The 25,498-nt window shown below is 51.4% G+C and carries 23 protein-coding genes and 1 pseudogene; 19 read left to right on the forward strand and 5 right to left on the reverse strand.

The features are described 5' to 3' along the window. Positions 1–26: 26 nt before the first annotated feature. Positions 27–1,283, reverse strand: a complete 1,257-nt coding sequence (hemA, locus tag AACU94_RS10355; RefSeq protein ID WP_130205671.1) for a glutamyl-tRNA reductase — start codon at positions 1,281–1,283, stop codon at positions 27–29. Positions 1,284–1,496: 213 nt separating this feature from the next. Here hemA and lolB point away from each other — a divergent pair, with 213 nt between their 5' ends. From lolB to dauA, 4 genes are all read left to right on the forward strand, one after another. Beyond that, positions 1,497–2,120, forward strand: coding sequence for a lipoprotein insertase outer membrane protein LolB (gene lolB / locus AACU94_RS10360; protein WP_130205669.1), 624 nt, complete (start codon positions 1,497–1,499; stop codon positions 2,118–2,120). Further along, positions 2,120–2,971, forward strand: coding sequence for a 4-(cytidine 5'-diphospho)-2-C-methyl-D-erythritol kinase (ispE, locus tag AACU94_RS10365; RefSeq protein ID WP_135489396.1), 852 nt, complete (start codon positions 2,120–2,122; stop codon positions 2,969–2,971). Before lolB ends, ispE begins: the two co-directional genes overlap by 1 nt. A gap of 150 nt (positions 2,972–3,121) precedes the next feature. Beyond that, entirely contained in the window at positions 3,122–4,069 is a 948-nt protein-coding gene (gene prs / locus AACU94_RS10370; RefSeq protein ID WP_001298109.1) for a ribose-phosphate diphosphokinase, read from the forward strand. Positions 4,070–4,193: 124 nt separating this feature from the next. Next, the gene (dauA, locus tag AACU94_RS10375; RefSeq protein WP_130205665.1) at positions 4,194–5,873 is read left to right on the forward strand and encodes a C4-dicarboxylic acid transporter DauA; all 1,680 of its coding nucleotides are present in this window, start codon (positions 4,194–4,196) and stop codon (positions 5,871–5,873) included. Positions 5,874–5,927: 54 nt separating this feature from the next. Here the strand turns inward: dauA and ychH are convergent, their stop codons facing one another. Continuing rightward, positions 5,928–6,206 (reverse strand): stress-induced protein YchH, encoded by a 279-nt coding sequence (gene ychH / locus AACU94_RS10380; RefSeq protein ID WP_064528711.1) that lies wholly within the window; start codon positions 6,204–6,206, stop codon positions 5,928–5,930. A 277-nt stretch (positions 6,207–6,483) separates the two neighbouring features. Here ychH and pth point away from each other — a divergent pair, with 277 nt between their 5' ends. The 3 genes from pth (at position 6,484) to AACU94_RS10395 (ending at position 8,642) form a co-directional block, all read left to right on the forward strand. Then, on the forward strand, positions 6,484–7,068 hold the full coding sequence (pth, locus tag AACU94_RS10385; RefSeq protein WP_000152933.1) for an aminoacyl-tRNA hydrolase: 585 nt from the start codon (positions 6,484–6,486) through the stop codon (positions 7,066–7,068). 116 nt (positions 7,069–7,184) lie between these two features. After that, positions 7,185–8,276 carry a redox-regulated ATPase YchF gene (gene ychF / locus AACU94_RS10390; protein ID WP_064528709.1) on the forward strand — a complete coding sequence of 364 codons (1,092 nt, stop codon included), beginning with the start codon at positions 7,185–7,187 and terminating at the stop codon, positions 8,274–8,276. A 189-nt stretch (positions 8,277–8,465) separates the two neighbouring features. After that, positions 8,466–8,642 (forward strand): hypothetical protein, encoded by a 177-nt coding sequence (locus tag AACU94_RS10395; RefSeq protein ID WP_165383448.1) that lies wholly within the window; start codon positions 8,466–8,468, stop codon positions 8,640–8,642. A 37-nt stretch (positions 8,643–8,679) separates the two neighbouring features. Here the strand turns inward: AACU94_RS10395 and dhaR are convergent. Beyond that, a pseudogene (gene dhaR, locus AACU94_RS10400) lies at positions 8,680–10,598 on the reverse strand (dihydroxyacetone kinase operon transcriptional regulator DhaR). Positions 10,599–10,825: 227 nt separating this feature from the next. Here dhaR and dhaK point away from each other — a divergent pair. From dhaK to AACU94_RS10450, 10 genes are all read left to right on the forward strand, one after another. Then, entirely contained in the window at positions 10,826–11,896 is a 1,071-nt protein-coding gene (dhaK, locus tag AACU94_RS10405; protein ID WP_130215987.1) for a dihydroxyacetone kinase subunit DhaK, read from the forward strand. Positions 11,897–11,906: 10 nt separating this feature from the next. Then, positions 11,907–12,539, forward strand: a complete 633-nt coding sequence (gene dhaL / locus AACU94_RS10410) for a dihydroxyacetone kinase subunit DhaL (protein WP_130205657.1) — start codon at positions 11,907–11,909, stop codon at positions 12,537–12,539. Between the two features lie 10 nt (positions 12,540–12,549). Further along, positions 12,550–13,968, forward strand: coding sequence for a dihydroxyacetone kinase phosphoryl donor subunit DhaM (gene dhaM, locus AACU94_RS10415; RefSeq protein WP_135489397.1), 1,419 nt, complete (start codon positions 12,550–12,552; stop codon positions 13,966–13,968). A gap of 121 nt (positions 13,969–14,089) precedes the next feature. Continuing rightward, entirely contained in the window at positions 14,090–15,787 is a 1,698-nt protein-coding gene (locus tag AACU94_RS10420) for an alpha,alpha-trehalase (RefSeq protein ID WP_135489398.1), read from the forward strand. A gap of 337 nt (positions 15,788–16,124) precedes the next feature. Next, complete coding sequence (locus AACU94_RS10425) at positions 16,125–17,147, forward strand: iron ABC transporter substrate-binding protein (RefSeq protein ID WP_130215981.1); 1,023 nt, start codon at positions 16,125–16,127, stop codon at positions 17,145–17,147. After that, positions 17,147–18,127, forward strand: a complete 981-nt coding sequence (locus AACU94_RS10430; RefSeq protein WP_135384646.1) for a FecCD family ABC transporter permease — start codon at positions 17,147–17,149, stop codon at positions 18,125–18,127. Before AACU94_RS10425 ends, AACU94_RS10430 begins: the two co-directional genes overlap by 1 nt. Further along, the gene (locus AACU94_RS10435; protein WP_130258892.1) at positions 18,124–18,882 is read left to right on the forward strand and encodes an ABC transporter ATP-binding protein; all 759 of its coding nucleotides are present in this window, start codon (positions 18,124–18,126) and stop codon (positions 18,880–18,882) included. The genes AACU94_RS10430 and AACU94_RS10435 overlap by 4 nt, the downstream gene beginning before the upstream one ends. Positions 18,883–18,891: 9 nt before the next feature. Beyond that, positions 18,892–19,704, forward strand: a complete 813-nt coding sequence (locus AACU94_RS10440; RefSeq protein WP_130222835.1) for a class I SAM-dependent methyltransferase — start codon at positions 18,892–18,894, stop codon at positions 19,702–19,704. Next, entirely contained in the window at positions 19,701–20,555 is an 855-nt protein-coding gene (gene modD, locus AACU94_RS10445; RefSeq protein ID WP_130222837.1) for a ModD protein, read from the forward strand. The genes AACU94_RS10440 and modD overlap by 4 nt, the downstream gene beginning before the upstream one ends. Positions 20,556–20,580: 25 nt before the next feature. After that, positions 20,581–22,551, forward strand: a complete 1,971-nt coding sequence (locus tag AACU94_RS10450) for a TonB-dependent receptor plug domain-containing protein (RefSeq protein WP_135489399.1) — start codon at positions 20,581–20,583, stop codon at positions 22,549–22,551. A gap of 49 nt (positions 22,552–22,600) precedes the next feature. On the opposite strand, the gene AACU94_RS10455 is transcribed toward AACU94_RS10450, so the two are convergent. Further along, positions 22,601–22,855, reverse strand: coding sequence for a GlsB/YeaQ/YmgE family stress response membrane protein (locus AACU94_RS10455; protein WP_000511315.1), 255 nt, complete (start codon positions 22,853–22,855; stop codon positions 22,601–22,603). A 198-nt stretch (positions 22,856–23,053) separates the two neighbouring features. Between AACU94_RS10455 and ycgR the strand changes: the two genes are divergently transcribed. Beyond that, positions 23,054–23,788: a flagellar brake protein YcgR gene (gene ycgR / locus AACU94_RS10460; protein WP_135489400.1), complete on the forward strand. Its 735-nt coding sequence runs from the start codon at positions 23,054–23,056 to the stop codon at positions 23,786–23,788. Between the two features lies 1 nt (position 23,789). On the opposite strand, the gene emtA is transcribed toward ycgR, so the two are convergent. Beyond that, entirely contained in the window at positions 23,790–24,401 is a 612-nt protein-coding gene (gene emtA / locus AACU94_RS10465) for a membrane-bound lytic murein transglycosylase EmtA (RefSeq protein WP_130205637.1), read from the reverse strand. A gap of 99 nt (positions 24,402–24,500) precedes the next feature. On the opposite strand from emtA, the gene ldcA reads away from it, so the two are divergent. Beyond that, the gene (ldcA, locus tag AACU94_RS10470) at positions 24,501–25,415 is read left to right on the forward strand and encodes a muramoyltetrapeptide carboxypeptidase (RefSeq protein ID WP_135489401.1); all 915 of its coding nucleotides are present in this window, start codon (positions 24,501–24,503) and stop codon (positions 25,413–25,415) included. The last annotated feature ends 83 nt before the right edge of the window (positions 25,416–25,498 follow it).

The following is a 25,498-nucleotide window of genomic DNA, read 5'->3' on the forward strand; positions in this document are numbered from 1 at the left end:
CCTGTAAAAAAGAAAATGATGTACTGCTACTCCAGCCCGAGGCTGTCGCGCAGAATATTCAGGCGTTCGTTATCCCCGTCACGGGCGGCCTGTTGAAGTGATTTCGTTGGCGCATGGATCAGGCGGTTAGTCAGTTTCCATGCCAGATCCTGCATTATGGCTTGCGCGTCGCCGCCCTGCTCAAGAGCGGCTAATGCTTTGGCGGTTAACTCATCGCGAACTTGTTCAGCCTGGCTGCGATAATCGCGAATGGTTTCGCTGGCGCTTTGTGCGCGTAGCCACGCCATAAATTCGCTGGTTTCCTGAGCAACGATAGTTTCCGCCTCAACTGCGGCGGCTTTACGTTGCGCCAGGTTGTGCGAAATAATGCTTTGCAGATCATCAACGCTGTAAAGGTAGGCATTCGCCAGTTTGCCAACTTCTGGCTCAACATCGCGTGGAACGGCAATATCGACCAGCAACATCGGTTGGTTGCGACGACTTTTTAATGCGCGCTCCACCATGCCTTTACCGATAATCGGCAGCGGACTAGCGGTGGAACTGATGATGATATCGGCTTCGCACAGACGCTCGTCGATATCGCTCAGGGCAATCACTTCCGCGCCGACTTCATCTGCCAGAATTTGGGCTCGTTCGCGAGTACGGTTGGCGATAATCATCTTCTGTACTTTGTGTTCGCGCAGATGACGCGCCACCAGCTCGATGGTTTCGCCCGCGCCAACCAGCAATACGGTCACCGTAGAGAGCGATTCAAAGATCTGCCGCGCCAGCGTACAAGCCGCAAATGCAACAGATACCGCACTGGCGCCAATATCCGTTTCAGTGCGAACGCGTTTCGCCACGGAGAAAGATTTCTGGAACATACGCTCCAGTTCGCTGGCCTTCATATGGCCTTTTTGTGAATCGGCAAAGGCTTTTTTTACCTGACCGAGGATTTGCGGCTCGCCCAATACCAGTGAATCAAGACCACTGGCAACGCGCATTAAATGGCTGACCGCATCGTTATCCTGATGCCAGTAGAGGCTATTACGCAGATCTTCTTCGTTGAGATTATGGTAATCGCACAACCAGCGAATGAGCGCCTCTTGCAGGTTATCCTGCTCTTCAACGCTAAGATAAAGTTCTGTGCGGTTACACGTCGACAGCACCACGCCGCCCTGCACCATCGGCTGCGCGAGCAGGCTGTCCAGCGCCTGATCGAGCTTGTCCGGCGAAAACGATACACGTTCTCGCAGCGATACAGGTGCCGTTTTATGGTTGATACCGAGTGCTAAAAGGGTCATGTCTGCGGGAAATAATACCAACGTTGATATGGTTAGTCTGCTCGCATCATACAGGATGCGCGGGATCAATAAAAGAGAGCGCCCCCTTTTGGAGTAATTGTCTAAACCCGTTAGATTCTGGCAATTAAGACAACTTGAACATAGACGATGGCTGACGGTAACGCTAGCATTAAGGGTTATAACTGCAACGTATCTCAAGGACTTGTCATTATTATGCCCCTGCCCGATTTTCGCTTTATCCGCCTGCTACCGCTGGCTGCTCTCGTGCTCACGGCCTGTTCCGTTACGACGCCTAAAGGTCCAGGCAAAAGCCCGGACTCGCCACAGTGGCGTCAGCATCAGCAAGACGTGCGTAATCTTAATCAGTATCAGACACGCGGTGCGTTTGCCTATATTTCTGACCAACAAAAAGTGTATGCCCGTTTCTTCTGGCAGCAAACTGGCCAGGATCGCTACCGTCTGCTGCTGACTAACCCATTGGGCAGCACGGAACTGGAGTTGAATGCCCAGCCGGGTAATGTGCAGTTAGTGGACAATAAAGGCCAGCGTTACACCGCCGATGACGCCGAAGAGATGATTGGCAAATTGACCGGAATGCCTATTCCACTCAACAGTTTGCGCCAGTGGATTTTAGGTTTGCCAGGTGATGCAACCGACTACAAACTGGACGACCAGTACCGCCTGAGCGAAATTACCTATAGTCAGAACGGTAAAAAATGGAAAGTGGTATATGGCGGTTATGACACCAAAACGCAACCTGCGATGCCTGCCAACATGGAACTCACCGAAGGCGGTCAACGCATCAAGTTAAAAATGGATAACTGGATAGTGAAATAATGCGGACTCAGTGGCCCTCTCCGGCAAAGCTTAATCTGTTTTTATACATTACCGGTCAGCGTGCGGACGGCTACCACACGCTGCAAACGCTGTTTCAGTTTCTGGATTACGGCGACACTATCAGCATTGAACTTCGCAACGATGGGGAAATCCGCCTGTTAACGCCAGTTGAAGGTGTGGAACACGAAGATAACCTGATTGTTCGCGCGGCACGGTTGTTGATGAAAACAGCCGCCGCCAGTGGGCGTCTTCCGAAAGGAAGTGGGGCAGATATCAGCATTGACAAGCGTTTGCCTATGGGCGGTGGTCTGGGCGGTGGTTCATCCAATGCCGCAACAGTTCTGGTAGCTTTAAATCATCTGTGGCAATGCGGACTGAGTGTTGATGAGTTGGCAGAAATCGGTCTGACGCTGGGCGCAGATGTTCCGGTTTTTGTCCGTGGTCATGCTGCTTTTGCCGAAGGGGTCGGTGAAATATTAACGCCGGTGAATCCACCAGAGAAATGGTATCTGGTTGCGCACCCTGGCGTGAGTATTCCTACGCCAATGATTTTTAAAGATCCCGAACTCCCGCGCAACACGGCGAAAAGGTCAATAGAAACGTTGCTAAAATGTGAATTCAGCAATGATTGCGAGGTTATCGCAAGAAAACGTTTTCGCGAGGTTGATGCGGTGCTTTCCTGGCTGTTAGAATACGCCCCGTCGCGCCTGACTGGGACAGGGGCCTGTGTCTTTGCTGAATTTGATACAGAGTCTGAAGCCCGCCAGGTGCTAGAGCAAGCCCCGGAATGGCTCAATGGCTTTGTGGCGAAAGGTGTTAATCTTTCCCCATTGCACAGAGCCATGCTTTAAGCCGGGCAAGCTGAGTTTCGGTGACAACGTCACCTTGTTCCAGACGTTGCATCGCGCTCTTTAATACACCGCCTGGAAAGAATATTGCCTGGCCCGCACAGTTTTCGGCAGATTCTTTCCACCAATGGACGCATGCCTGAGGTTCTTCTCGTGCCTGATATGAAGCTTTTTGCTGGTAACGCCACCCCGGAACTAGCACAACGTATTGCCAACCGCCTGTACACTTCACTCGGCGACGCCGCTGTAGGTCGCTTTAGCGACGGCGAAGTCAGCGTACAAATTAACGAAAATGTACGCGGTGGTGATATTTTCATCATCCAGTCCACTTGTGCCCCTACTAACGACAACCTGATGGAATTAGTCGTGATGGTTGATGCCCTGCGTCGTGCTTCCGCAGGTCGTATCACCGCTGTTATCCCCTACTTTGGCTATGCGCGCCAGGACCGTCGCGTCCGTTCCGCTCGTGTACCAATCACTGCGAAAGTGGTTGCAGACTTCCTCTCCAGCGTCGGTGTTGACCGTGTGCTGACAGTGGATCTGCACGCTGAACAGATTCAGGGTTTCTTCGACGTTCCGGTTGATAACGTATTTGGTAGCCCGATCCTGCTGGAAGACATGCTGCAGCTGAATCTGGATAACCCGATTGTGGTTTCCCCGGACATCGGCGGCGTTGTGCGTGCCCGCGCTATCGCTAAGCTGCTGAACGATACCGATATGGCAATCATCGACAAACGTCGTCCGCGTGCGAACGTTTCCCAGGTGATGCATATCATCGGTGACGTTGCAGGTCGTGACTGCGTACTGGTCGATGATATGATCGACACTGGCGGTACGCTGTGTAAAGCTGCTGAAGCTCTGAAAGAACGTGGTGCTAAGCGTGTATTTGCGTACGCGACTCACCCGATCTTCTCTGGCAACGCGGCGAACAACCTGCGTAACTCTGTAATTGATGAAGTCGTTGTCTGCGATACCATTCCGCTGAGCGATGAAATCAAATCACTGCCGAACGTGCGTACTCTGACCCTGTCAGGTATGCTGGCCGAAGCGATTCGTCGTATCAGCAACGAAGAATCGATCTCTGCCATGTTCGAACATTAATCGAACCCGGCTCAAAGACCCGCTGCGGCGGGTTTTTTTGTCTGTAATATCCATTTGTATGACCTATGCCTCCTTCACCTGCCATTTAGTTGACAGATGATGCGCTCACGGATGAAACATTATTGTGAACAAAATATTTTCCTCACATGTGATGCCTTTCCGCGCTCTGATCGACGCTTGCTGGAAAGAAAAATACACTGCCGCACGGTTTACCCGTGACCTGATTGCCGGGATAACCGTTGGGATTATTGCTATTCCTCTGGCGATGGCGTTGGCAATTGGCAGTGGTGTGGCTCCTCAATACGGTTTATATACTGCTGCCGTTGCGGGGATTGTCATAGCTCTGACGGGTGGGTCGCGCTTTAGCGTTTCCGGTCCGACTGCAGCATTTGTAGTAATTCTCTATCCCGTTTCGCAACAGTTTGGACTGGCAGGCCTGCTGGTTGCGACGTTGTTGTCGGGGATCTTTTTGATCCTGATGGGCCTGGCGCGCTTTGGTCGTCTGATTGAATATATTCCGGTTTCCGTCACATTAGGTTTTACCTCGGGTATCGGGATCACCATCGGTACCATGCAGATTAAAGATTTTCTCGGTCTGCAAATGGCTCATGTCCCGGAACATTATCTACAAAAAGTCGGCGCATTATTTATGGCGCTGCCGACCATTAATGTGGGTGATGCTGCTATTGGTATCGTGACGCTTGGCATTCTGATTTTCTGGCCACGTTTGGGTATTCGTTTACCTGGTCACCTTCCGGCCTTGCTGGCTGGTTGCGCGGTGATGGGGATTGTTAACCTGCTTGGCGGACATGTTGCTACCATCGGGTCGCAATTCCACTACGTTCTGGCCGATGGTTCTCAGGGTAACGGTATTCCGCAACTGCTGCCGCAACTGGTGCTGCCGTGGGATCTGCCTAATTCAGAATTCACACTAACCTGGGATTCTATTCGCACTCTGCTGCCTGCGGCATTCTCGATGGCAATGCTCGGGGCGATCGAATCTCTGCTCTGCGCCGTGGTACTGGATGGTATGACCGGGACTAAGCACAAGGCGAATAGTGAACTGGTCGGTCAGGGGCTGGGGAATATCATCGCTCCATTCTTTGGTGGTATTACCGCTACTGCTGCCATCGCGCGTTCTGCCGCTAACGTCCGTGCCGGGGCAACTTCCCCTATCTCGGCGGTGATCCACTCTATTCTGGTTATTCTCGCCCTGCTGGTACTGGCACCACTGCTCTCCTGGCTGCCGCTTTCCGCTATGGCAGCCCTGCTGTTGATGGTGGCGTGGAACATGAGTGAAGCGCACAAAGTGGTCGACTTGCTGCGTCATGCGCCGAAAGATGACATCATCGTCATGCTGCTGTGTATGTCACTGACCGTGCTGTTTGATATGGTTATTGCCATCAGCGTGGGGATTGTTCTGGCATCGTTGCTGTTTATGCGCCGTATCGCCCGTATGACTCGTCTGGCGCCGGTGGCAGTAGACGTTCCTGATGATGTGCTGGTCTTGCGTGTTATTGGCCCGCTGTTTTTCGCGGCGGCTGAAGGTCTGTTCACCGACCTGGAATCACGTCTGGAAGGAAAACGGATTGTTATTCTGAAGTGGGATGCCGTTCCGGTGCTTGATGCTGGTGGTCTTGATGCGTTCCAGCGTTTTGTGAAGCGCCTGCCTGAAGGGTGTGAACTGCGCGTGTGTAACGTGGAATTCCAGCCTCTGCGTACAATGGCCCGATCCGGTATTCAACCGATTCCGGGACGTCTGGCGTTCTTCCCGAATCGCAGCGCAGCAATGGCGGATTTATAAGTACGAGATTGACCAGTCAGCGCAAACTGACTGGTCAGCAAACTGCATTATTTGTTAGCTATGACGGCGATTATCGCTACGGCGGCAACGTTTGTCATAGTGGCGAACCCACCAGTAACGGTCGCACACCTGTTCATGCCCGCCAACACGGGCACCCGCCAGCCAGAGAATGGCACCGACGAAAATACTTAGCACTGCACCGTGTGCGAAATACTGGGGCATATCAAACTGTGGTAATTGGTTGAGGATTGAATACCCCACGCCGACCACCATCACTACCAGACCCAACCCCATAAGCACGTTACCGAGTAACGAAGCGTTTTTGCGTTTCATGTGTCACCTCCGGAACTTTCTGGGTTGTAACAGGGAATACCCCTCTTCCTTATGTGTAAAGTATAGACAACACCCTGTGGCTTATGTGCGGGCGTGATCACAATTACAACCCTTATTTCAACAAAACTTTACAAATAACCGTCTGAACACCTTGACTTTCTAATAGTCGACACTGGCAATTATTATGTTATCTGCGTTTAACACGCTGTTTTTTGTCAAGCGGGGCCGCAACCAGTAAACTACGCGCCAGTTATGTACTCACTCAGGACAAAAAAACGTGACGATTAAATTGATTGTCGGCCTGGCGAACCCCGGCGCTGAATACGCCGCAACGCGACATAATGCTGGCGCCTGGTTCGTTGACTTACTGGCGGAGCGTTTACGCGCTCCCCTGCGCGAAGAGGCTAAATTCTTTGGTTATACCTCGCGAGTTACCCTCGGAGGCGAAGATGTCCGCCTGTTAGTCCCGACTACATTTATGAATCTCAGCGGCAAAGCCGTCGCAGCGATGGCCAGTTTTTTCCGCATTAATCCGGACGAAATTCTGGTGGCTCACGACGAACTGGATCTGCCTCCGGGCGTCGCCAAATTTAAATTGGGCGGTGGCCACGGTGGTCACAATGGACTGAAAGACATCATCAGTAAATTGGGTAATAACCCTAACTTTCACCGTTTACGCATCGGAATCGGTCATCCGGGCGATAAAAACAAAGTTGTCGGGTTTGTGTTAGGCAAACCACCTGTTAGTGAACAGAAGTTAATTGATGAAGCCATCGACGAAGCGGCGCGTTGTACTGAAATGTGGTTTACAGATGGTTTGACCAAAGCAACGAACCGATTGCACGCCTTTAAAGCGCAATAAGTCGTTGTCTGCGGCATTTTTGCCGAGTGCCGTGTATAATAGGCAAAGTTATTTCCATTTCTGCAATCTGTTTGTGATAACAGGTTGATTATTAAGATATTAAGGTGATTTAAATCATGGGATTCAAATGCGGTATCGTCGGTTTGCCCAACGTCGGGAAATCTACCCTGTTCAACGCGCTGACCAAAGCCGGTATTGAAGCGGCCAACTTTCCATTCTGTACCATCGAGCCGAACACAGGCGTCGTACCAATGCCTGACCCTCGCCTGGATCAACTGGCTGAAATCGTAAAACCGCAGCGTACGCTTCCCACGACCATGGAATTTGTCGATATCGCCGGTCTGGTAAAAGGCGCGTCGAAAGGTGAAGGTTTGGGTAACCAGTTCCTGACTAACATTCGTGAAACCGAAGCGATCGGCCACGTTGTTCGCTGCTTTGAGAATGACAATATCATTCACGTTTCCGGCAAAGTTAACCCGGCGGACGATATTGAAGTTATCAACACCGAACTGGCGCTGGCGGATCTCGACACCTGCGAACGTGCGATTCACCGCGTACAGAAGAAAGCCAAAGGTGGCGATAAAGACGCGAAAGCCGAGCTGGCAGTACTGGAAAAATGCCTGCCACAGCTGGAAAACGCAGGCATGCTGCGCGCGCTGGATTTAAGCGCTGAAGAGAAAGCGGCGATTCGTTACCTGAGCTTCCTGACGCTGAAACCAACGATGTACATCGCCAACGTCAACGAAGACGGTTTTGAAAACAACCCGTATCTTGACCAGGTGCGTGAAATTGCGGCGAAAGAAGGTTCTATCGTGGTTCCGGTTTGTGCTGCTGTTGAAGCAGACATTGCAGAACTGGATGACGAAGAACGTGACGAGTTTATGCAGGAACTGGGACTGGAAGAACCGGGCCTGAACCGTGTGATCCGTGCAGGTTATAAACTGCTGAACCTGCAAACTTACTTCACCGCTGGGGTGAAAGAAGTGCGCGCATGGACCATTCCGGTTGGTGCAACTGCGCCACAGGCTGCTGGCAAAATCCACACCGATTTTGAAAAAGGCTTTATCCGCGCACAAACCATCTCGTTTGAAGATTTCATCACTTACAAAGGTGAACAAGGTGCGAAAGAAGCGGGCAAAATGCGTGCAGAAGGTAAAGACTACATCGTTAAAGATGGCGATGTGATGAACTTCCTGTTCAACGTCTAATTCCGCGTAATATCCTGGCGGTTAATCACGAGCCATTATGTGAGTCGCACATAATGGCTTTTTTACGCCTGCTACGCTGCTTCTTTCAATTCTGAGTTACCGAAACTCATAATCAGACTCCTGGCAATATTAACAATGCGGCTTTTATGTGATAACAATCACAGTGCATTAACCGTTCAAGAGTTTGTCATGAAAAAAACATTTACCTTCAGTCTGTTAGCAATTGTCTTCGCAAGCCTGTTAAGTGCTTGTGTTCCTCACCATCATCACCGCCACAACGATGGCCCGCGTGGTCCTGCGGCTTCCGGTAAGCCAATGCCACCTTCAAATGGTGGGCCAAATCATGGCAGTCATGGTCGCTATTAATTAGCAAGTCATACGCGGGAGAGTGCCTACTTTCCCGCTATCCACGACGCTTAAACTGACTTGCATCAATGCCGTATTGCTTCATTTTTCGCCACAGCGTAGTGCGACCTATCCCGAGTAAAACCGACATTTCCTGAATACGTCCACCAGTCACCTGGGCCGCGTTAATAATCGCCTCTTTTTCAACCTCCGCGAATGACAGACTGGTAGAAAGGCGTGTAGCGCTGGCATCATCTGTCGCCTGTTCAGTAAACAGGTGTTCCGGCAAATCACTGACACGAATGCGTCCGTTTTCGCTACTCAGCGCAAGATTCTCGATGACGCTGTAAAGTTCAAAATCATTGCCGGGCCATGCGCAAGAAACCAGGCGAGTAAGCGCATCGTCATCAATTTTCAGACGCGTAGAGAAGCGTTTTTCAAGACTGCGCAATTTGTTATTCACCAGCGCCGGAATACTGTCGCGCCGCATCCGCAAAGGCGGGATGGTAATTTCAAATGCATGAAGCGCGTAATAAAGCTGACGACTAAAGCGATTTTGCTCCACCAGCATCGCCAGATCCGCTGTTGTAGTGGCAATCACTTTGACATCAATAGGTATTAAACGCCGCGCATCCAGTCTTGTGATGACGCCTTGTTTGATAACCTGGAGCAACGCAGACTGTAACTCTGCCGCCAGATATTCAATCTTTTCAAGGAACAACGTGCCACCATGTGCCAGTTCCAGCCGACTCAGACGACCATTTTCATTCTCCGTTCGATCGCCACCAATAAATTCTTCCGCCAGCGCCGCATCGCCATATAACTCGCAATTAACCGCGATATAGGGACCCGCCGCACGCTCGCTTTCATTGTGAATGGCCTGGCTTAACAGTGCTTTGCCAACGCCTTCTTCTCCACAGAGTAGCACCGGGAAACTGCTGCGCGCCGCCTGGCGGCCAAAATGGATCAACCGGCGGGTTTGCGGATCGTCCTGTGGCATATGAGCGAAGGTATGGCTGACTTTTCCTAATTGACTGGTCATCAACTGCCGCATCTGTTCTACCGGATGGAGCAACAGAATAAAGCTGGTCCCTTGCGTTTCAATTATCGGTTTAAGGGTAATGACCGCATCAATAAACTGGTGCTGACTTTCAAAAGTCGCTTCCACATGTTTGAGGGGATGAGCTTGCTTTATTGCCTGTTGCAATACGGTTGGTAGCGTTAATAGCTCAGTGATCGCCCTTCCCTGACTTGCCGTCGCGTCCAGACACAAAACACGCGCCGCCTGGGCATTGATAAATTGCAAATTACCCTGCTCATCCCAGCTAATCACGCCATCGTCCATACTTTCCAGCAAGGCGTTAAGCTGATTTAAATGCCGATTTGTTTCAGCCAGTAAACTGTCTGTCAGCAGTAAATTTCCTACCTCGCGCGCAATTGCCAGCGTCAACGGCAAATCGCTGCGGTGGTTTGCTCAACCGGACACGCCAGCGCTATCGTTCCCGTTAATCGGCCCTTGCTGTCAAACAGTGGCGTTGCACAAAATGCCCAATCCCACAGCGCCTGCTTGAAATGTTGATCGGCCATCGTTTTCACTGCCTGACCGGAGATAGCCGCTAACGATAGCGCACAAGTACCAATAATTCCCTCTGCGCAATACGTGCCGTCATTGAATCCCAGGACACTAAGCTGGTGCAGCGTTTGCGGATCACCATAACGACTAAGGATGCAGGCGGTTTCATCAAGGATGAACAGTCCACACGCCCGCGATTCCATATATTCCCAGGCATCTTCCAGTGCCGCTTGCCCGAGTGCCAGCATCGCTTCCTTACGCCGATAGATAGAAGCAAATGTCACGCCCCGAGCCTGATGCGGTACGCTCCATGACTCCCGTTTCATCAGCTTGCGGCATCGCTCCCAGGATGCTGCTATCAAGGGTGATACGCTCTGTTGCTGGTTGTAAAAACCGTCATTCATATTTGCTGCCCTTATGACAAAAAGGTGTTCCGCATCGCAAATTTACTTATCCAGATTCGGCATGGTTCCGTTATGGAACATTTATTAAAGCATATGTTTCATTATGAAACATAATTTGGGTTAATTTTCTTTTCTCCCGCCTGATGCACAATGGATTTACCGGCAGTCAGTGGTCGCCGTGTCGTTGAACATCATCCATGCCCTACCCTAATTGCTGGAGCAAAATAATGAAAAAATTGATCAATGATGTGCAAGACGTACTGAACGAACAACTGGCGGGACTGGCGAAAGCGTATCCTTCGCTGGCACTGCATCAGGATCCGGTGTATGTCACCCGAGCCGATGCGCCAATTGCAGGAAAAGTGGCGTTATTGTCGGGCGGCGGCAGCGGACACGAACCAATGCACTGTGGTTATATTGGCCAGGGTATGCTCTCGGGGGCGTGTCCGGGCGAAATTTTCACCTCACCGACGCCCGATAAAATTTTTGAATGTGCCATGCAAATCGATGGTGGCGAAGGTGTACTGCTGATTATCAAAAATTATACCGGCGATATTCTTAACTTCGAAACAGCGACCGAATTACTGCACGATAGCGGCGTAAAAGTGACCACCGTGGTCATTGATGACGACGTTGCAGTAAAAGACAGTCTTTATACCGCCGGGCGGCGCGGCGTTGCCAATACAGTATTAATTGAAAAAATTGTTGGCGCAGCGGCAGAACGCGGCGACTCGCTGGAGGCTTGTGCACAACTGGGGCGTAAGTTGAACAATCAGGGCCACTCTATTGGTATCGCCCTCGGTGCCTGTACCGTCCCTGCTGCAGGCAAACCTTCTTTTACGCTGGCAGATAATGAAATGGAATTTGGTGTCGGCATTCATGGTGAGCCGGGTATTGACCGCCGCCCCTTCTCCTCTCTTGATCAAACTGTCGATGAAATGTTCGACACGCTGCTGGAAAATGGCACATACCACCGCACGCTGCGCTTCTGGGATTATAGACAAGGTAGCTGGCAGGAAGAGACGCAAACTAAACAACCGCTTCAGTCTGGCGATCGAGTGATTGCGCTGGTCAACAATCTTGGCGCGACACCGCTTTCTGAACTGTATGGCGTCTATAACCGCCTGACCACGCGTTGCCAGCAAGCTGGCTTGACTATCGAGCGTAATTTAATCGGCGCATATTGCACCTCACTGGACATGACCGGTTTTTCCATCACCTTACTGAAAGTTGATGACGAAACGCTGGCGTTATGGGACGCCCCGGTCCACACCCCGGCGCTTAACTGGGGTAAATAAGGAGATAACCATGTCACTGAGCAGAACTCAAATTGTTACCTGGCTCACTCGCTGTGGAGAAATTTTCAGCAAAGAGAGCGATTATCTTACCGGGCTGGATCGTGAAATCGGTGACGCTGACCACGGGCTGAATATGAATCGTGGCTTTAGCAAAGTGGTGGAAAAACTCCCTGCCATCGCGGATAAAGACATCGGTTTCATTCTCAAGAATACCGGCATGACGTTGCTTTCCAGCGTCGGCGGTGCCAGCGGCCCACTGTTCGGTACGTTCTTTATCCGTGCGGCACAGGCAACTCAGGCACGTCAAAGCCTGACGTTGATAGAGCTTTATCAGATGTTCCGTGATGGCGCAGACGGCGTAATCAGTCGGGGGAAAGCAGAACCAGGCGATAAAACCATGTGCGATGTCTGGGGGCCAGTGGTTGAGTCGTTACGCCAGTCCAGTGAGCAAAACCTTTCTGTTCCGGCGGCGCTCGAAGCCGCCAGTAGCGTCGCGGAATCCGCCGCACAAAGCACGATTACGATGCAAGCCCGCAAAGGCCGCGCCAGTTATCTCGGTGAACGCAGTATTGGTCACCAGGATCCTGGTGCAACCTCCGTGATGTTTATGATGCAAATGTTGGCGTTAGCCGCAAAAGAGTAAGGAATTGGTGATGGTAAACCTGGTCATAGTTTCACATAGCGCCCGACTGGGAGAAGGTGTCGGTGAATTAGCTCGCCAGATGTTAATGGGCGATAGTTGTAAAATCGCCATTGCCGCAGGAATTGACGATCCACAGAATCCCATCGGTACAGATGCCGTCAAAGTGATGGAAGCCATCGAATCCGTTGCCGATGCCGACCATGTGTTGGTCATGATGGATATGGGGAGTGCGTTATTGAGTGCAGAAACCGCACTGGAATTGCTGGCGCCAGAGATCGCCGCGAGAGTACGTTTGTGCGCTGCACCGTTGGTCGAAGGAACGTTAGCGGCCGCCGTCAGCGCAGCCTCGGGGGCGGATATCGACAAAGTCATCCATGACGCCATGCATGCGCTGGAAGCCAAACGAGAACAACTGGGTTTACCATCATCCGCCACTGTAATCTCCGACATATGCCCCTCGCACGATGAAGAAGCCCGTTCTCTGGCAGTGGTGATCAAAAACCGTAACGGACTCCACGTCCGTCCAGCCTCCCGACTGGTCTATACCTTATCGACATTTAATGCAGACATGTTGTTGGAGAAAAACGGTAAGTGCGTAACACCGGAGAGTATTAACCAGATTGCGCTGTTACAAGTCCGCTGTAACGATACGCTGCGCCTGATTGCAAAAGGGCCAGAGGCTGAAGAGGCGTTGGTCGCTTTTCGCCAGTTGGCTGAAGATAACTTTGGTGAAATGGAAGAGATAGCACCGCCAACTCTGCGTCCAGTTCCGCCTGTCACAGGAAAAGCCTTTTATTATCAACCGGTTTTATGCACAGTACAGGCGAAATCATCACTGAGCGTGGAAGAAGAACAGGAACGGTTACGCCAGGCAATTGACTTCACGTTGTTAGATCTGATGACGTTAACGGCAAAGGCAGAAGCAAGCGGGCGCGACGATATCGCAGCAATTTTTTCCGGCCACCATACACTATTAGACGATCCTGAACTGCGGGTAGCGGCAAGCGAACTCCTTCATCATGAACATTGCACGGCGGAGTATGCCTGGCAGCAGGTTCTTAAAGAACTTAGCCAGCAATACCAGCAGATTGATGATGAATATTTGCAGGCTCGCTATATTGATGTGGACGATCTTCTGCATCGCACCCTGCTCCACCTGACACAGACAAAAGAAGAACTCCCTCAATTTAGCGCGCCAACCATTTTACTGGCGGAGAACATTTATCCCTCCACGGTACTTCAACTGGATCCGACAGTCGTTAAGGGCATCTGCCTTAGTGCCGGAAGTCCGGTATCCCACAGCGCTCTAATTGCCCGTGAACTGGGTATTGGCTGGATTTGTCAGCAGGGAGAGAAGCTGTATTCGATTCAACCTGAAGAGACGCTAACGCTGGATGTAAAAGCACAACGCTTCAGGCATCAGTGTTAAATTAGATTTGTCTGTCAGTTCGCAGAAAAAGATTTCAATCATGCTCTTACGGCGATCCTGAACTAAGGTTTTCTGATACTTGAATACCGTTTTGTTCGGTATCGCCAAAGGAGAATGATTGATGAAACCACTTGTCCCTCGTCGCTCGCAGAAAGTGGCGTTAATACCTGCTGCCGTATTATTGTGTGCCACCGCGCTATCTGCACAGGCAGAAGAAACACCGGTGACGCCACAATCGCCTGATATTTTGTTAGGCCCTCTGTTTAACGATGTGCAAAACGCCAAACTTTTTCCTGATCAAAAAACTTTTGCCGATGCCATTCCTAACAGCGATCCATTAATGATCCTCGCAGACTACCGGATGCAGCAGAATCAGAGCGGGTTCGATCTGCGCCATTTCGTTAACGTCAATTTCACCCTGCCGAAAGAGGGAGAAAAATATGTGCCTCCAAAGGGGCAGTCACTGCGCGAACACATTGACGGACTTTGGCCGGTGTTAACCCGTTCTACCGAAAGTACCGAACAATGGGATTCTCTGTTGCCGTTGCCGAAACCCTATGTCGTGCCGGGAGGTCGTTTTCGCGAAGTGTATTACTGGGACAGTTACTTCACCATGCTGGGGCTTGCCGAAAGCGGTCACTGGGATAAAGTGGCGGACATGGTGGCAAACTTTGGTCATGAAATAGATACTTATGGGCATATTCCAAACGGTAACCGCAGCTATTATTTGAGCCGATCGCAGCCGCCCTTTTTTGCCTTGATGGTAGAGTTACTCGCGCAACATGAAGGTGACGACGCGTTGAAACAATATCTGCCGCAACTGCAAAAAGAGTATGCGTACTGGATGGACGGTATTGAAAACCTGCAGGCCGGACAACAGGAAAAGCGCGTTGTTAAACTCAAGGATGGCACTATTCTTAACCGCTATTGGGATGACCACGATACGCCACGCCCGGAGTCGTGGGTAGAAGATATTGCCACCGCCAAAAGTAATCCGAACCGCCCTGCCACTGAAATTTACCGCGATCTGCGTTCTGCCGCCGCGTCTGGCTGGGATTTCAGTTCACGCTGGATGGACAACCCGCAGCAGTTAAATACGTTACGCACCACCAGCATCGTACCGGTCGATCTCAATAGTCTGATGTATAAAATGGAGAAAATCCTCTCCCGCGCCAGTAAAGCAGCCGGGGATAACGCGATGGCCAGCCAATATGAAACACTCGCCGATGCCCGTCAGAAAGGGATCGAAAAATACCTGTGGAACGATCAACATGGCTGGTATGCCGACTACGACCTGAAGAGCGATAAAGTGCGCAATCAGTTAACTGCCGCCGCCCTGTTCCCGCTTTATGTCAATGCAGCAGCAAAAGATCGCGCGATCAAAATGGCTACCGCCACTAAAACACATCTGTTGCAACCAGGCGGACTTAACACCACATCGGTGAAAAGTGGACAGCAATGGGATGCGCCAAATGGCTGGGCTCCGCTGCAATGGGTGGCGACAGAAGGGTTGCAAAACTACGGGCAGAACGAGGTGGCGATGGACATTAGCTGGCACTTCCTGACCAATGTTCAGCACACTTATGACCGGGAGAAGAAGCTGGTCGAGAAATATGATGTCAGTACCACCGGAACAGGTGGTGGCGGTGGCGAATACCCGTTGCAGGATGGCTTTGGCTGGACCAATGGCGTCACGCTGAAAATGCTCGATTTGATCTGCCCGAAAGAGCAACCGTGTGACAACGTTCCGGCAACGCGTCCGACCAGTAAATCAACCACACCGCCGGTTAAACAAAAAGAGGCGGAACCTACGTCTTAACTTTGCTGTATATCGGGCAATGCCATTGTGCGCATAAAATTGGCATTGCTCTTTTTTTCCACGAAAAACCAAACATCGATTATTATACGGTCTATGTCTTAATTTTCTTATATCAGAGAAGATATTAATTTTACATTATCAATTTATTAATCATTACTCTTCTATTTATATTTTTCCGCCACTCACGCATTCTCCCTGACAATTTTCTTGTTGAACAAAGCGTTGTTTAGCAAATAAGCAGATCATTCTGTTTCTTTAGACAAATCTTGACATCAAACATGATCTTTATCGATATATATGTAAATATATAGCGGTTTTAATTGTCAGGATATTACTTATGTCACTAACCAGACGGATGTTTACGCAGGCTCTTGCGTCTACCTTGTTCCTGCATCATCTGCCGTCCTTTGCACAATCAGTTAAATTCTGGGCCTCATTGACGCTTCCTGAAGCCAAAAAAATTACGCGTATTGTCAGTGCCGGTGCGCCTGCCGATCTGCTTTTGCTGGCTGTCGCGCCAGAAAAACTGGTCGGTTTTTCTTCTTTTGACTTTGCTCGCGAGGCGGCAATTCCATTAACTCCGGCAATACGTCATTTACCTAAACTTGGACGACTCGCCGGACGCGCCAGTTCGCTTTCAATGGAAGGGCTTATGGCATTGCAGCCCGATTTGGTCGTTGATTGCGGCAATACGGATGAAACCTGGATCTCCCAGGCACGGCAGGTTAGCGAACAGACACAAATACCCTGGTTATTGCTTAATGGGAAACTGGAGCAATCGGCAGAACAGTTAACAACGCTTGGCAAAACGTTAGGCGAAGAGCACCGCGCCGCAGAACAAGCCAATCTCGCCAGCCGCTTCGTTGGTGAAGCTCAGGCATTCGCCACCTCACCCGCCGCTAACCTCCGCTTTTATGCTGCGCGCGGTCCCCGAGGGCTGGAAACGGGCTTACAGGGTTCGTTGCATACCGAGGCGGCGGAATTATTAGGTTTGCACAACGTCGCGCAAATAGCCGATCGCCACGGCCTGGCACAGGTTTCCATGGAAAATCTACTGCGCTGGCAGCCGGATATTATTCTGGTTCAGGATGCTGTGACTGCAAACTTTATCCGTAACGATCCTCTCTGGCAGGGCGTAAATGCCGTTGCGGAACATCGCATCCTGTTTTTGAGTGGCTTGCCTTTCGGCTGGCTGGATGCCCCGCCGGGAATCAACCGTCTTCTGGGATTGCGCAGACTCCACGCCTGGCTGGATCCCGCAGTCAACAGCCAGTTTAAAAACGATATGCAACGTTACGCTCAACTGTTCTGGCATTGCCCATTAAGTGACGCCGACTATCAAAAAATGGTGGCGAGCTAATGAGAACCGCGAACGGATGTATTCTGCTGCTGGCAGCTATCAGTATCACTTTTGCCGCCGTAAATGGGGCTTATCATCTCGATATGCAGCAACTGCTGGCGCTAATTCTTCGTCAAGAAGATATTCCTGTGCAGGAACAAATTGTCTTCTGGCAAATCCGCGTGCCGCGCATTCTGGCGGCGTTGTTACTGGGCGCTGCGCTGGCAGGCGCCGGAACCACCTATCAGGGGATGTTTCGTAATCCCTTAGTTTCACCGGATATTTTAGGCGTCTCCGCCGGTGCCGGACTTGGTGCCTGCGCTGCAATCCTGTGGGGATTATCGATAGCTTACATCCAACTCTATGCATTTTGCGGCGGTCTGCTGGTGGTCGCAGGCGTCTGGCTGATTACATGTCGGGTGACTCGTCACGATCCGGTGCTCACGCTGGTGCTGGTCGGCATTGCGTTAGGAACGCTGTGTGGAGCGGGGATATCGCTAATTAAAACGCTGGCCGATCCCTATACCCAGTTGCCCTCGATTACCTTCTGGCTACTCGGTGGCCTGTCTACGGTAACCTTACGCGACCTTTACTACGCGGCACCGCTCATTCTGGCTGGCACCGTTCCTCTGCTATTCCTCCGCTGGCGCATGAATTTACTCACGCTTTCTGATGACGAAGCCCGTTCGCTGGGGCTGAATGTTGCGCGTCTGCGATTAGGATTGATTGTCTGCGCCACACTAATCACCGCCAGCACGGTAGCAATAGCGGGCATTATTGGTTGGGTTGGTCTGGTCGTTCCGCACATTGCCCGCTTGTTGACCGGTCATAACCATCAGCAACAGTTGCCCATGGCAATGTGTACTGGCGCGATTCTGCTCCTGCTTACCGATACGCTGGCGCGCAGCATTGGGACAACAGAAATCCCGCTCGGCATTCTGACCGCTTTTGTTGGCGCACCGTTTTTCCTGCTTTTGTTGTTACGCGGAGGTCGCCAGTGACTTTGCTTGCCGTCCGTCATGCGTCTCTGGGTTACTCCCGCCATCCGGTGCTAAGTGACGTTTCCTTCGCCCTGTCGCAAGGAACAATTTGTTGTCTGCTTGGCGCCAATGGTTGCGGCAAAACCACACTCATGCGCTCCATTCTTGGCGTTATTCCGTTATTAAAGGGCGAGATCTTACTGGATAGCATCCCTGTTCAGACACTTAACCATCGCCAGCGCGCGCAAGCAATTGCCTGGGTGCCGCAGGCGCACGACGGTATTTTTGCTTTCAGTGTGCTGGATATGGTGTTGATGGGCCTGGCCCCCACCATGGGCGCTTTTTCCGTTCCCGGTAAGCAAGAACGCCTGAAAGCAACGGAACAACTGGAAAAGCTGGGTATTTTGCATCTGGCGACAAGACGCTGGAATACCCTTAGCGGCGGTGAACGCCAGCTGGCTTTAATCGCCCGTGCACTCGTCCAACAACCGCGCTTGTTGTTACTGGATGAGCCCGCCTCCAGCCTCGATTTCGGTCATCAGATCCAACTTCTGGACACGCTGGCGCAGCTAAAAAATAACGGCATGACAATGTTAATGTCGACTCACCATCCGCTCCATGCCAACGCCATTGCCGACAGCATTATCCAGGTAGAGCCAGATGGACGAGTAACACAAGGCTTACCGACCGAACAGTTAACAACGAACAAACTGGCGGCCCTGTATCGGGTTTCTGCCGACCAAATTCATCATCACCTCTCTGCAATTAGCCGCTAAGGAACAATCATGCTCATTGATGATATTGATTTTGCAGACCTTTATCTGCAGCAACTCAAACTGGCTCACCGCACAGAAAAAACGCCCGATCACTGGGACCAACGGGCGGAGAAAATGGCTGAAAATTGTGCCTCGCCAACGGACAGCTACCTGCAACAACTGATCGCTAAAATTGACCTGCAAGGCGCGCAGACCTTATTCGATATGGGCTGCGGACCAGGTACCGTATCGCTGGCGCTGGCTGACAAACTCACTACGGTTTATGGCGTTGATTACAGTCAGGGGATGCTGAACGTTGCCGCCCGCCGCGCCGCCGCACTGAAGGCTGACAATGTCCACTGGATCCAGCGCGCCTGGGAAGAGGACTGGAGTGACCTGCCACGCTGCGATATTGCCGTGGCTTCCCGATCCACACTGGTGGCAGATATGCGCCAGGCAATGAGCAAACTGAATAATCAGGCACGGCTGCGCGTCTACACCACCCATCTGGTCAGTACCTCGTTCGTCTCCCCGGCCATTCAGCGGGCGGCAGGTCGGGAAGTGATCGAATTACCCAACTATATCTTTGCGCTCAACGTCCTGTATCAAATGGGAATTTATGCTCACGTCGATTTTATCCGTGGACAAAATTGCCAACAGGATAACAGCACCTGGGAACGTTTTGAGCAGAATGTCAGCTGGAGTCTTGGCGCGCTTAACGACGATGAGCGTGAACGGTTATATCGCTGGTATCAACAACAAGATGCTCGTGCCCTCGCCCCTGCCAGCCGCGACTGGGCGCTCATCTGGTGGGATAGCGTGCCGCCGGAGGCACTGCGATGATCTTCATTTCTCAGGCACAAATCGATGCGTTACTTCTGGAAGATATCCAGGGCGGTGACCTGACCACGCGGGCATTAAATATTGGACACCAGCCTGGCTATATTGCGTTTTTTCACCGCCAGGGCGGCTGCGTCAGCGGCGTTTCTCTCGCGTGTAAGATGTTAACCACGCTGGGGTTAACCATTGATGACGCGGTCAGCGACGGTTCACAAGCGGATGCAGGTCAGCGGCTGATCCATGCCCACGGCGACGCTGCAGCACTTCATCAGGGATGGAAAGCGGTCCAGAACGTACTGGAGTGGAGTTGCGGCGTCTCAGATTATCTCGCGCAAATGCTGGCGTTGCTTCGTGAACGTTATCCTGACGGCAATATCGCCTGCACCCGAAAAGCTATCCCTGGAACCCGGTTGCTGGCAACACAAGCTGTCATTGCCGCTGGCGGGCTGATTCACCGTGCCGGATGTGCGGAAACCATATTATTGTTCGCCAACCACCGTCATTTTCTTGCTGACAATCAGGACTGGTCGGGCGCAATCGCTCAGTTACGTCGCCACGCCCCCGAGAAGAAAATTGTTGTTGAAGCCGACACGCCGAAAGAGGCTATCGCCGCGTTACACGCGCAACCAGACGTACTTCAGCTCGACAAATTTAGTCCGCAGCAGGCAACTGAAATTGCGCAAATAGCGCCGTCGCTGGCTCCCCACTGTACGCTGGCTCTGACCGGCGGAATTAATCTGACGACACTCAAAAATTACCTCGACTGCGGCATTCGCCTTTTTATTACTTCCGCGCCTTATTACGCGACACCGGCTGACATCAAAGTCAGTCTGCAACCCGCAGCCTCTATTTAATTCTTTGTTAAACGGAATTTATTCTATGAGACTCAAAAAACGTTATCTCTGCACAGCATTATCACTTGCCTTTACCCAGCAGGCCGTAGCCGCTCAGGAGAGCGACACGCTGACCGTATGGTCCAGCCCCGTATCATCGACGACGACCACCGTTCTCGATCAACCCACCATGAAGGCCCTGGATAAACAGAATGTCGCTAAGGCATTAAGCGTCGTCCCTGGCGTAGTGCTGCAAAAGTCAGGCAGCCGCAACGAAGAACAGGTCAAAGTTCGTGGTTTTGATAGCCGTCAGGTACCGGTCTATTTCGACGGTGTGCCGATTTATGTTCCCTATGACGGCAACCTCGATCTGGCACGGATTCTGACCAACAATCTGGGCGCGGTCGAAGTTTCCAAAGGGTATTCGTCGCTGCTTCAGGGGCCTAATCAGATGGGCGGAGCCATTAATATCACCACCCAGAAGCCAACGAAACCTCTGGAAGCAAATCTGGGATATCGCCAGGGATGGAGCCGTAGCCAGGACAATGCCTACGATATGCATGCTTCATTTGCCGCCAGCAGCGATCTGGGGTATTTGCAAGTCAGCGGTAGCCAGCTAAAGCAGGATTTTCTCGTCCTGCCGCATGGTGTGAATAACGATATTGCAGGCAAACACGGCAAGATGATTAACTCATCGGCTGATGATAAACGCGGCATTGTGAAGCTCGGTTTTACACCACGCGAAAACGATGAATACACACTGACTTACATTAAGCAGGATGGTGAAAAAGATAACCCGCCATACAGCGGAAACAGTGGTCAGAAATCACGCTACTGGCAGTGGCCAGAGTATGACAAAGAAAGTTTTTACTATCAGGGAACGACCCAGCTAAACGAGCGTTTTACTTTGAAAAGTCGGCTGTATCGCGACACCTTTGAAAATACGCTGATGATGTACAACTCGCTGGCTGATTTGAAAAATAAAAAAGGCAGCTACAGCCATTATTCCGATTACAGCGACGGTGCCGGGTTACAACTGGCAGCCGATGTGCGTGAAAACGATCTGCTGTCGTTTGCCGTTAACTGGAAAGATGACGTACACCGGGAAAAAGGTGCGCCGCACGCCGCTTACGATCGCTATGAAGATCGCACCTGGTCGCTCGCCAGTGAATATCAATGGGCTGCCGCCGATAATGTCGATGTCGTGGCGGGAATCAGCTATGACTGGCGCGATAGCGTAGAAGCGAAAAAACATGAGAACGATGGCAGCATCACCCATTATGACGACAACAATCAGTCAGCTTTTAACTGGCAGGTGATGGGGAAATACCACTTTGCCAATGAAGACACGCTGGCACTTTCGTACTATGACCGCACTCGCTTTCCGACGCTGAAAGAACGCTATACCACATCCAAACCAGCGTATAACCAGATAGCGATTGTTAACCCACAGCTCAAACCGGAACGCGCGCGCGGGGTAGATTTAACCTGGAATGGTGCCTTCACGCGCGACTGGGGATTTGAGGTCAGCGTTTACTATAACCGGGTGAGTGATGCCATCCTCTCGCACAATATCGATGCCGATACCATTCAAAACCAGAACAGCGGCACGGTGGATTACAGCGGTCTGGATGCCGGTATTAAGGGGAAAATCAGCAATATACTGGATGTAGGATTGAGCTACGCCCTGATCCACGCTGACGCTAAACGCAAAGACATCGGCAAGATAACCGATCTGCCAACGCAGACCATGACCGCATGGATGACTCTCAAACCGTGGGAGCCGTTAAGCGTAACACTGTCGGAAGAGGCGCGTTCCTCCAGCTACAGCAACAGTGACGGTTCACAAAAAGCCGCCGGTTTTGCGGTGACCCACATTCGAGCTGATTACGCCTTAGGTCATGGTTTCAGCGTCAATGCGTCGGTCAATAACCTGTTTGATACCCAATATGCCTACAGTGAAGGGTTTATTGAAGAAGGTCGCAATTTCTGGGCAGGTGTCGAGTATACGTTCTGATGTGAAAGCGGATAGCGGCATCTGTATCGCTATCCGCCTTATGAAAATCTTATTCTCTTCGCAGGAGGCGGAATACGCCCAGAACGAGAATAGCTCCCACCACCGCCACCAGGAAGCTGTGCAAATTAAAACCGCTGATGGAGCCGCCAATGCCAAACATGGTCGCCAGCCAGCCGCCGACAACCGCACCGACTATCCCGAGAATACAGGTCAGGAAAAATCCACCACCATCACGCCCCGGCATGATTAGCTTGGCGATAATGCCGGCTATCAGGCCAAAAATAATCCAGGCAATAATTCCCATGTGCAGGCCCTCGTTTCTATGAACAGGACGCAAGAAATGCTTACGTCAACGCTCTAAGTATAGGCAAGGGTAAGTTTGATGTCGGGCGTCTGGTGGTTGATTTGCAGTCAACATGTAAAAAAAATTCGCATTTGTATAAAGTTTTGTTAATCGCCACCGATAAACCAAAGACAGTTTGTCGGTCAGGAGTTTTTCCGCGTGAGTCACTACCATGAGCAGTTCCTGAAACAAAATCCTTTAGCAGTACTGGGCGTTTTACGCGATTTGCATAAAGCCGCAATTCCCTTGCGTATCAATTGGACTGACGGTCAACTGATCAGCAAAATACTGGCAATAAGCCCGGATAAACTGGTGCTGGATTACGGCAGTCAAGCAGAAGACAACAATGCAGTGCTTAAGGCGCAGCACATTACCATAACCGCCGAAACTCAGGGTGCGAAAGTCGAGTTTACTGTTGAACAATTACAGCAAAGTGAATACCTGCAGCTTCCGGCCTTTATTACCGCACCACCTCCCGCGCTATGGTTTGTGCAGCGACGCCGATATTTCCGCATCTCCGCCCCGCTCCATCCGCCTTATTTTTGCCAGACCAAACTGGCGGATAACAGCACGTTACGTTTTCGCCTGTATGATTTGTCGTTAGGCGGCATGGGCGCATTACTGGAAACGGCAAAGCCTGCCGGATTGCAAGAAGGCATGCGCTTCGCACAGATTGAAGTCAACATGGGACAATGGGGCATTTTTCACTTTGATGCCCAGTTACTGACGATCAGCGAGCGTAAATTGATTGATGGTAAAAATGAAACCGTCTCCACTCCCCGTCTGAGCTTTCGTTTTCTTAACGTCAGCCCGACGGTGGAGCGGCAATTACAGCGAATTATTTTCTCACTAGAGCGAGAAGCCCGTGAGAAAGCGGACAAAGTACGCGACTGAGTTACATTGCGTCCAGAGCCTGCTCGAGTTTGTAGATATAGCGTGGAGCCTGCGGCGCGGGGTGATTTCTCGCGACGTGATCGAGGAACTCGTCAGCGTCCAGATCGTTGATTTTGCTGATCGCCTTTTTCCGATCTGAGGAGAAAGTCCGTAACAGTGCGCCTGCCCCGTTAGCGTATGACACCACCAGCGCATATTGCAGTACTTTCGGATCTTCAATACCTGCCAGCGGGCCGGTTTCCAGAATATTCAGGTAAGCTGCCCCCATTGAGATATTACGCTCTGGATTTTTCAGCTCACTGGTCGTTGGTTCGCCGCTCCAGCCCATGCGACGGTAAACATCGCGTCCGGACGTGGAGGCTTTTAACTGCATCAGACCAATCGCATTCGACTTACTCACCGCGTTCGGGTTACCGCCCGACTCGATAGCGATAATCGCCGTGATCAATTGTGGATCGACACCCCAGGCAGCACCGGCTTTCTGACTTATTGGCATCCACTTCATTGCACGTTGTACCGGAACTTTCGCGTTCCACGGAGGGTTCGTATAGTCATGTTTTGATGAACAACCCGCTAATAACACAATCAAAAAGGCAAACCATCTCAATTTCACTTCATCTATCCTTATAGCCTGGAATCGCCGTTGAGGTGACAACGGCACACCTAAGCGGCATGATATACAATTCGTTTCTGTTGTCAGCAAGGAATTGCCATGTCTCAGTTTCACTTAATCGCCCCGTCGGGTTACTCCATTAATCAGCACGCCGCGCAGCGTAGTATTCAACGCCTGATGGATGCGGGTCATCAGGTCAATAACGTAGAGGTCATTGCCCGTCGCTGTGAGCGGTTTGCAGGTACGGAAACGGAGCGCCTGGCGGATATTAATTCTCTTGCAGGGCTGACATCACCCAACACTATCGTACTGGCGGTTCGCGGCGGTTACGGCGCCAGCCGCTTACTGGCGGATATTGACTGGCAGGCGCTGGTTGCTCGCCAACAACATGATCCGTTGCTGATCTGCGGGCATAGCGATTTCACAGCCATCCAGTGTGGGCTGCTGACCCAGGGTAATGTCATCACCTTTAGCGGCCCGATGCTGGTGGCGAATTTTGGCGCGGAAGAACTGAACGCCTTTACCGAGCACCATTTCTGGCTGGCATTACGCAATGAAACATTCACCATTGAATGGCAAGGGGAAGGCCCGACGTGTCGGACCGAAGGCACGTTGTGGGGAGGCAATCTCGCGATGCTGATTTCGCTGATTGGCACGCCGTGGATGCCGCAAATTGAGAACGGTATTCTGGTGCTGGAAGATATTAACGAGCACCCTTTCCGCGTCGAACGTATGCTGTTACAGCTCTATCATGCCGGAATTTTACCGCGTCAAAAGGCGATTATCCTCGGTAGCTTCAGTGGTAGCACGCCCAATGATTATGACGCGGGTTACAACCTGGAGTCGGTGTACGCGTTCTTGCGTTCCCGCCTGTCTATTCCACTCATAACTGGCCTCGATTTTGGTCATGAACAACGCACAGTTACGCTGCCGTTGGGCGCACATGCCACGCTTAATCACACCCAGGAAGGCACACAGTTGACGATTAGTGGTCATCCTGTTCTTAAAGTGTAAAAAAATCACGTTTCAGGGCTAAGTAAAACGCTGTTTCTGCCGCTAATATGGTAGGGTTTATATAAGAGACAGCGTAATCAGGA

Source organism: Escherichia sp. E4702 (assembly GCF_963883545.1).
Classification (GTDB): domain Bacteria; phylum Pseudomonadota; class Gammaproteobacteria; order Enterobacterales; family Enterobacteriaceae; genus Escherichia.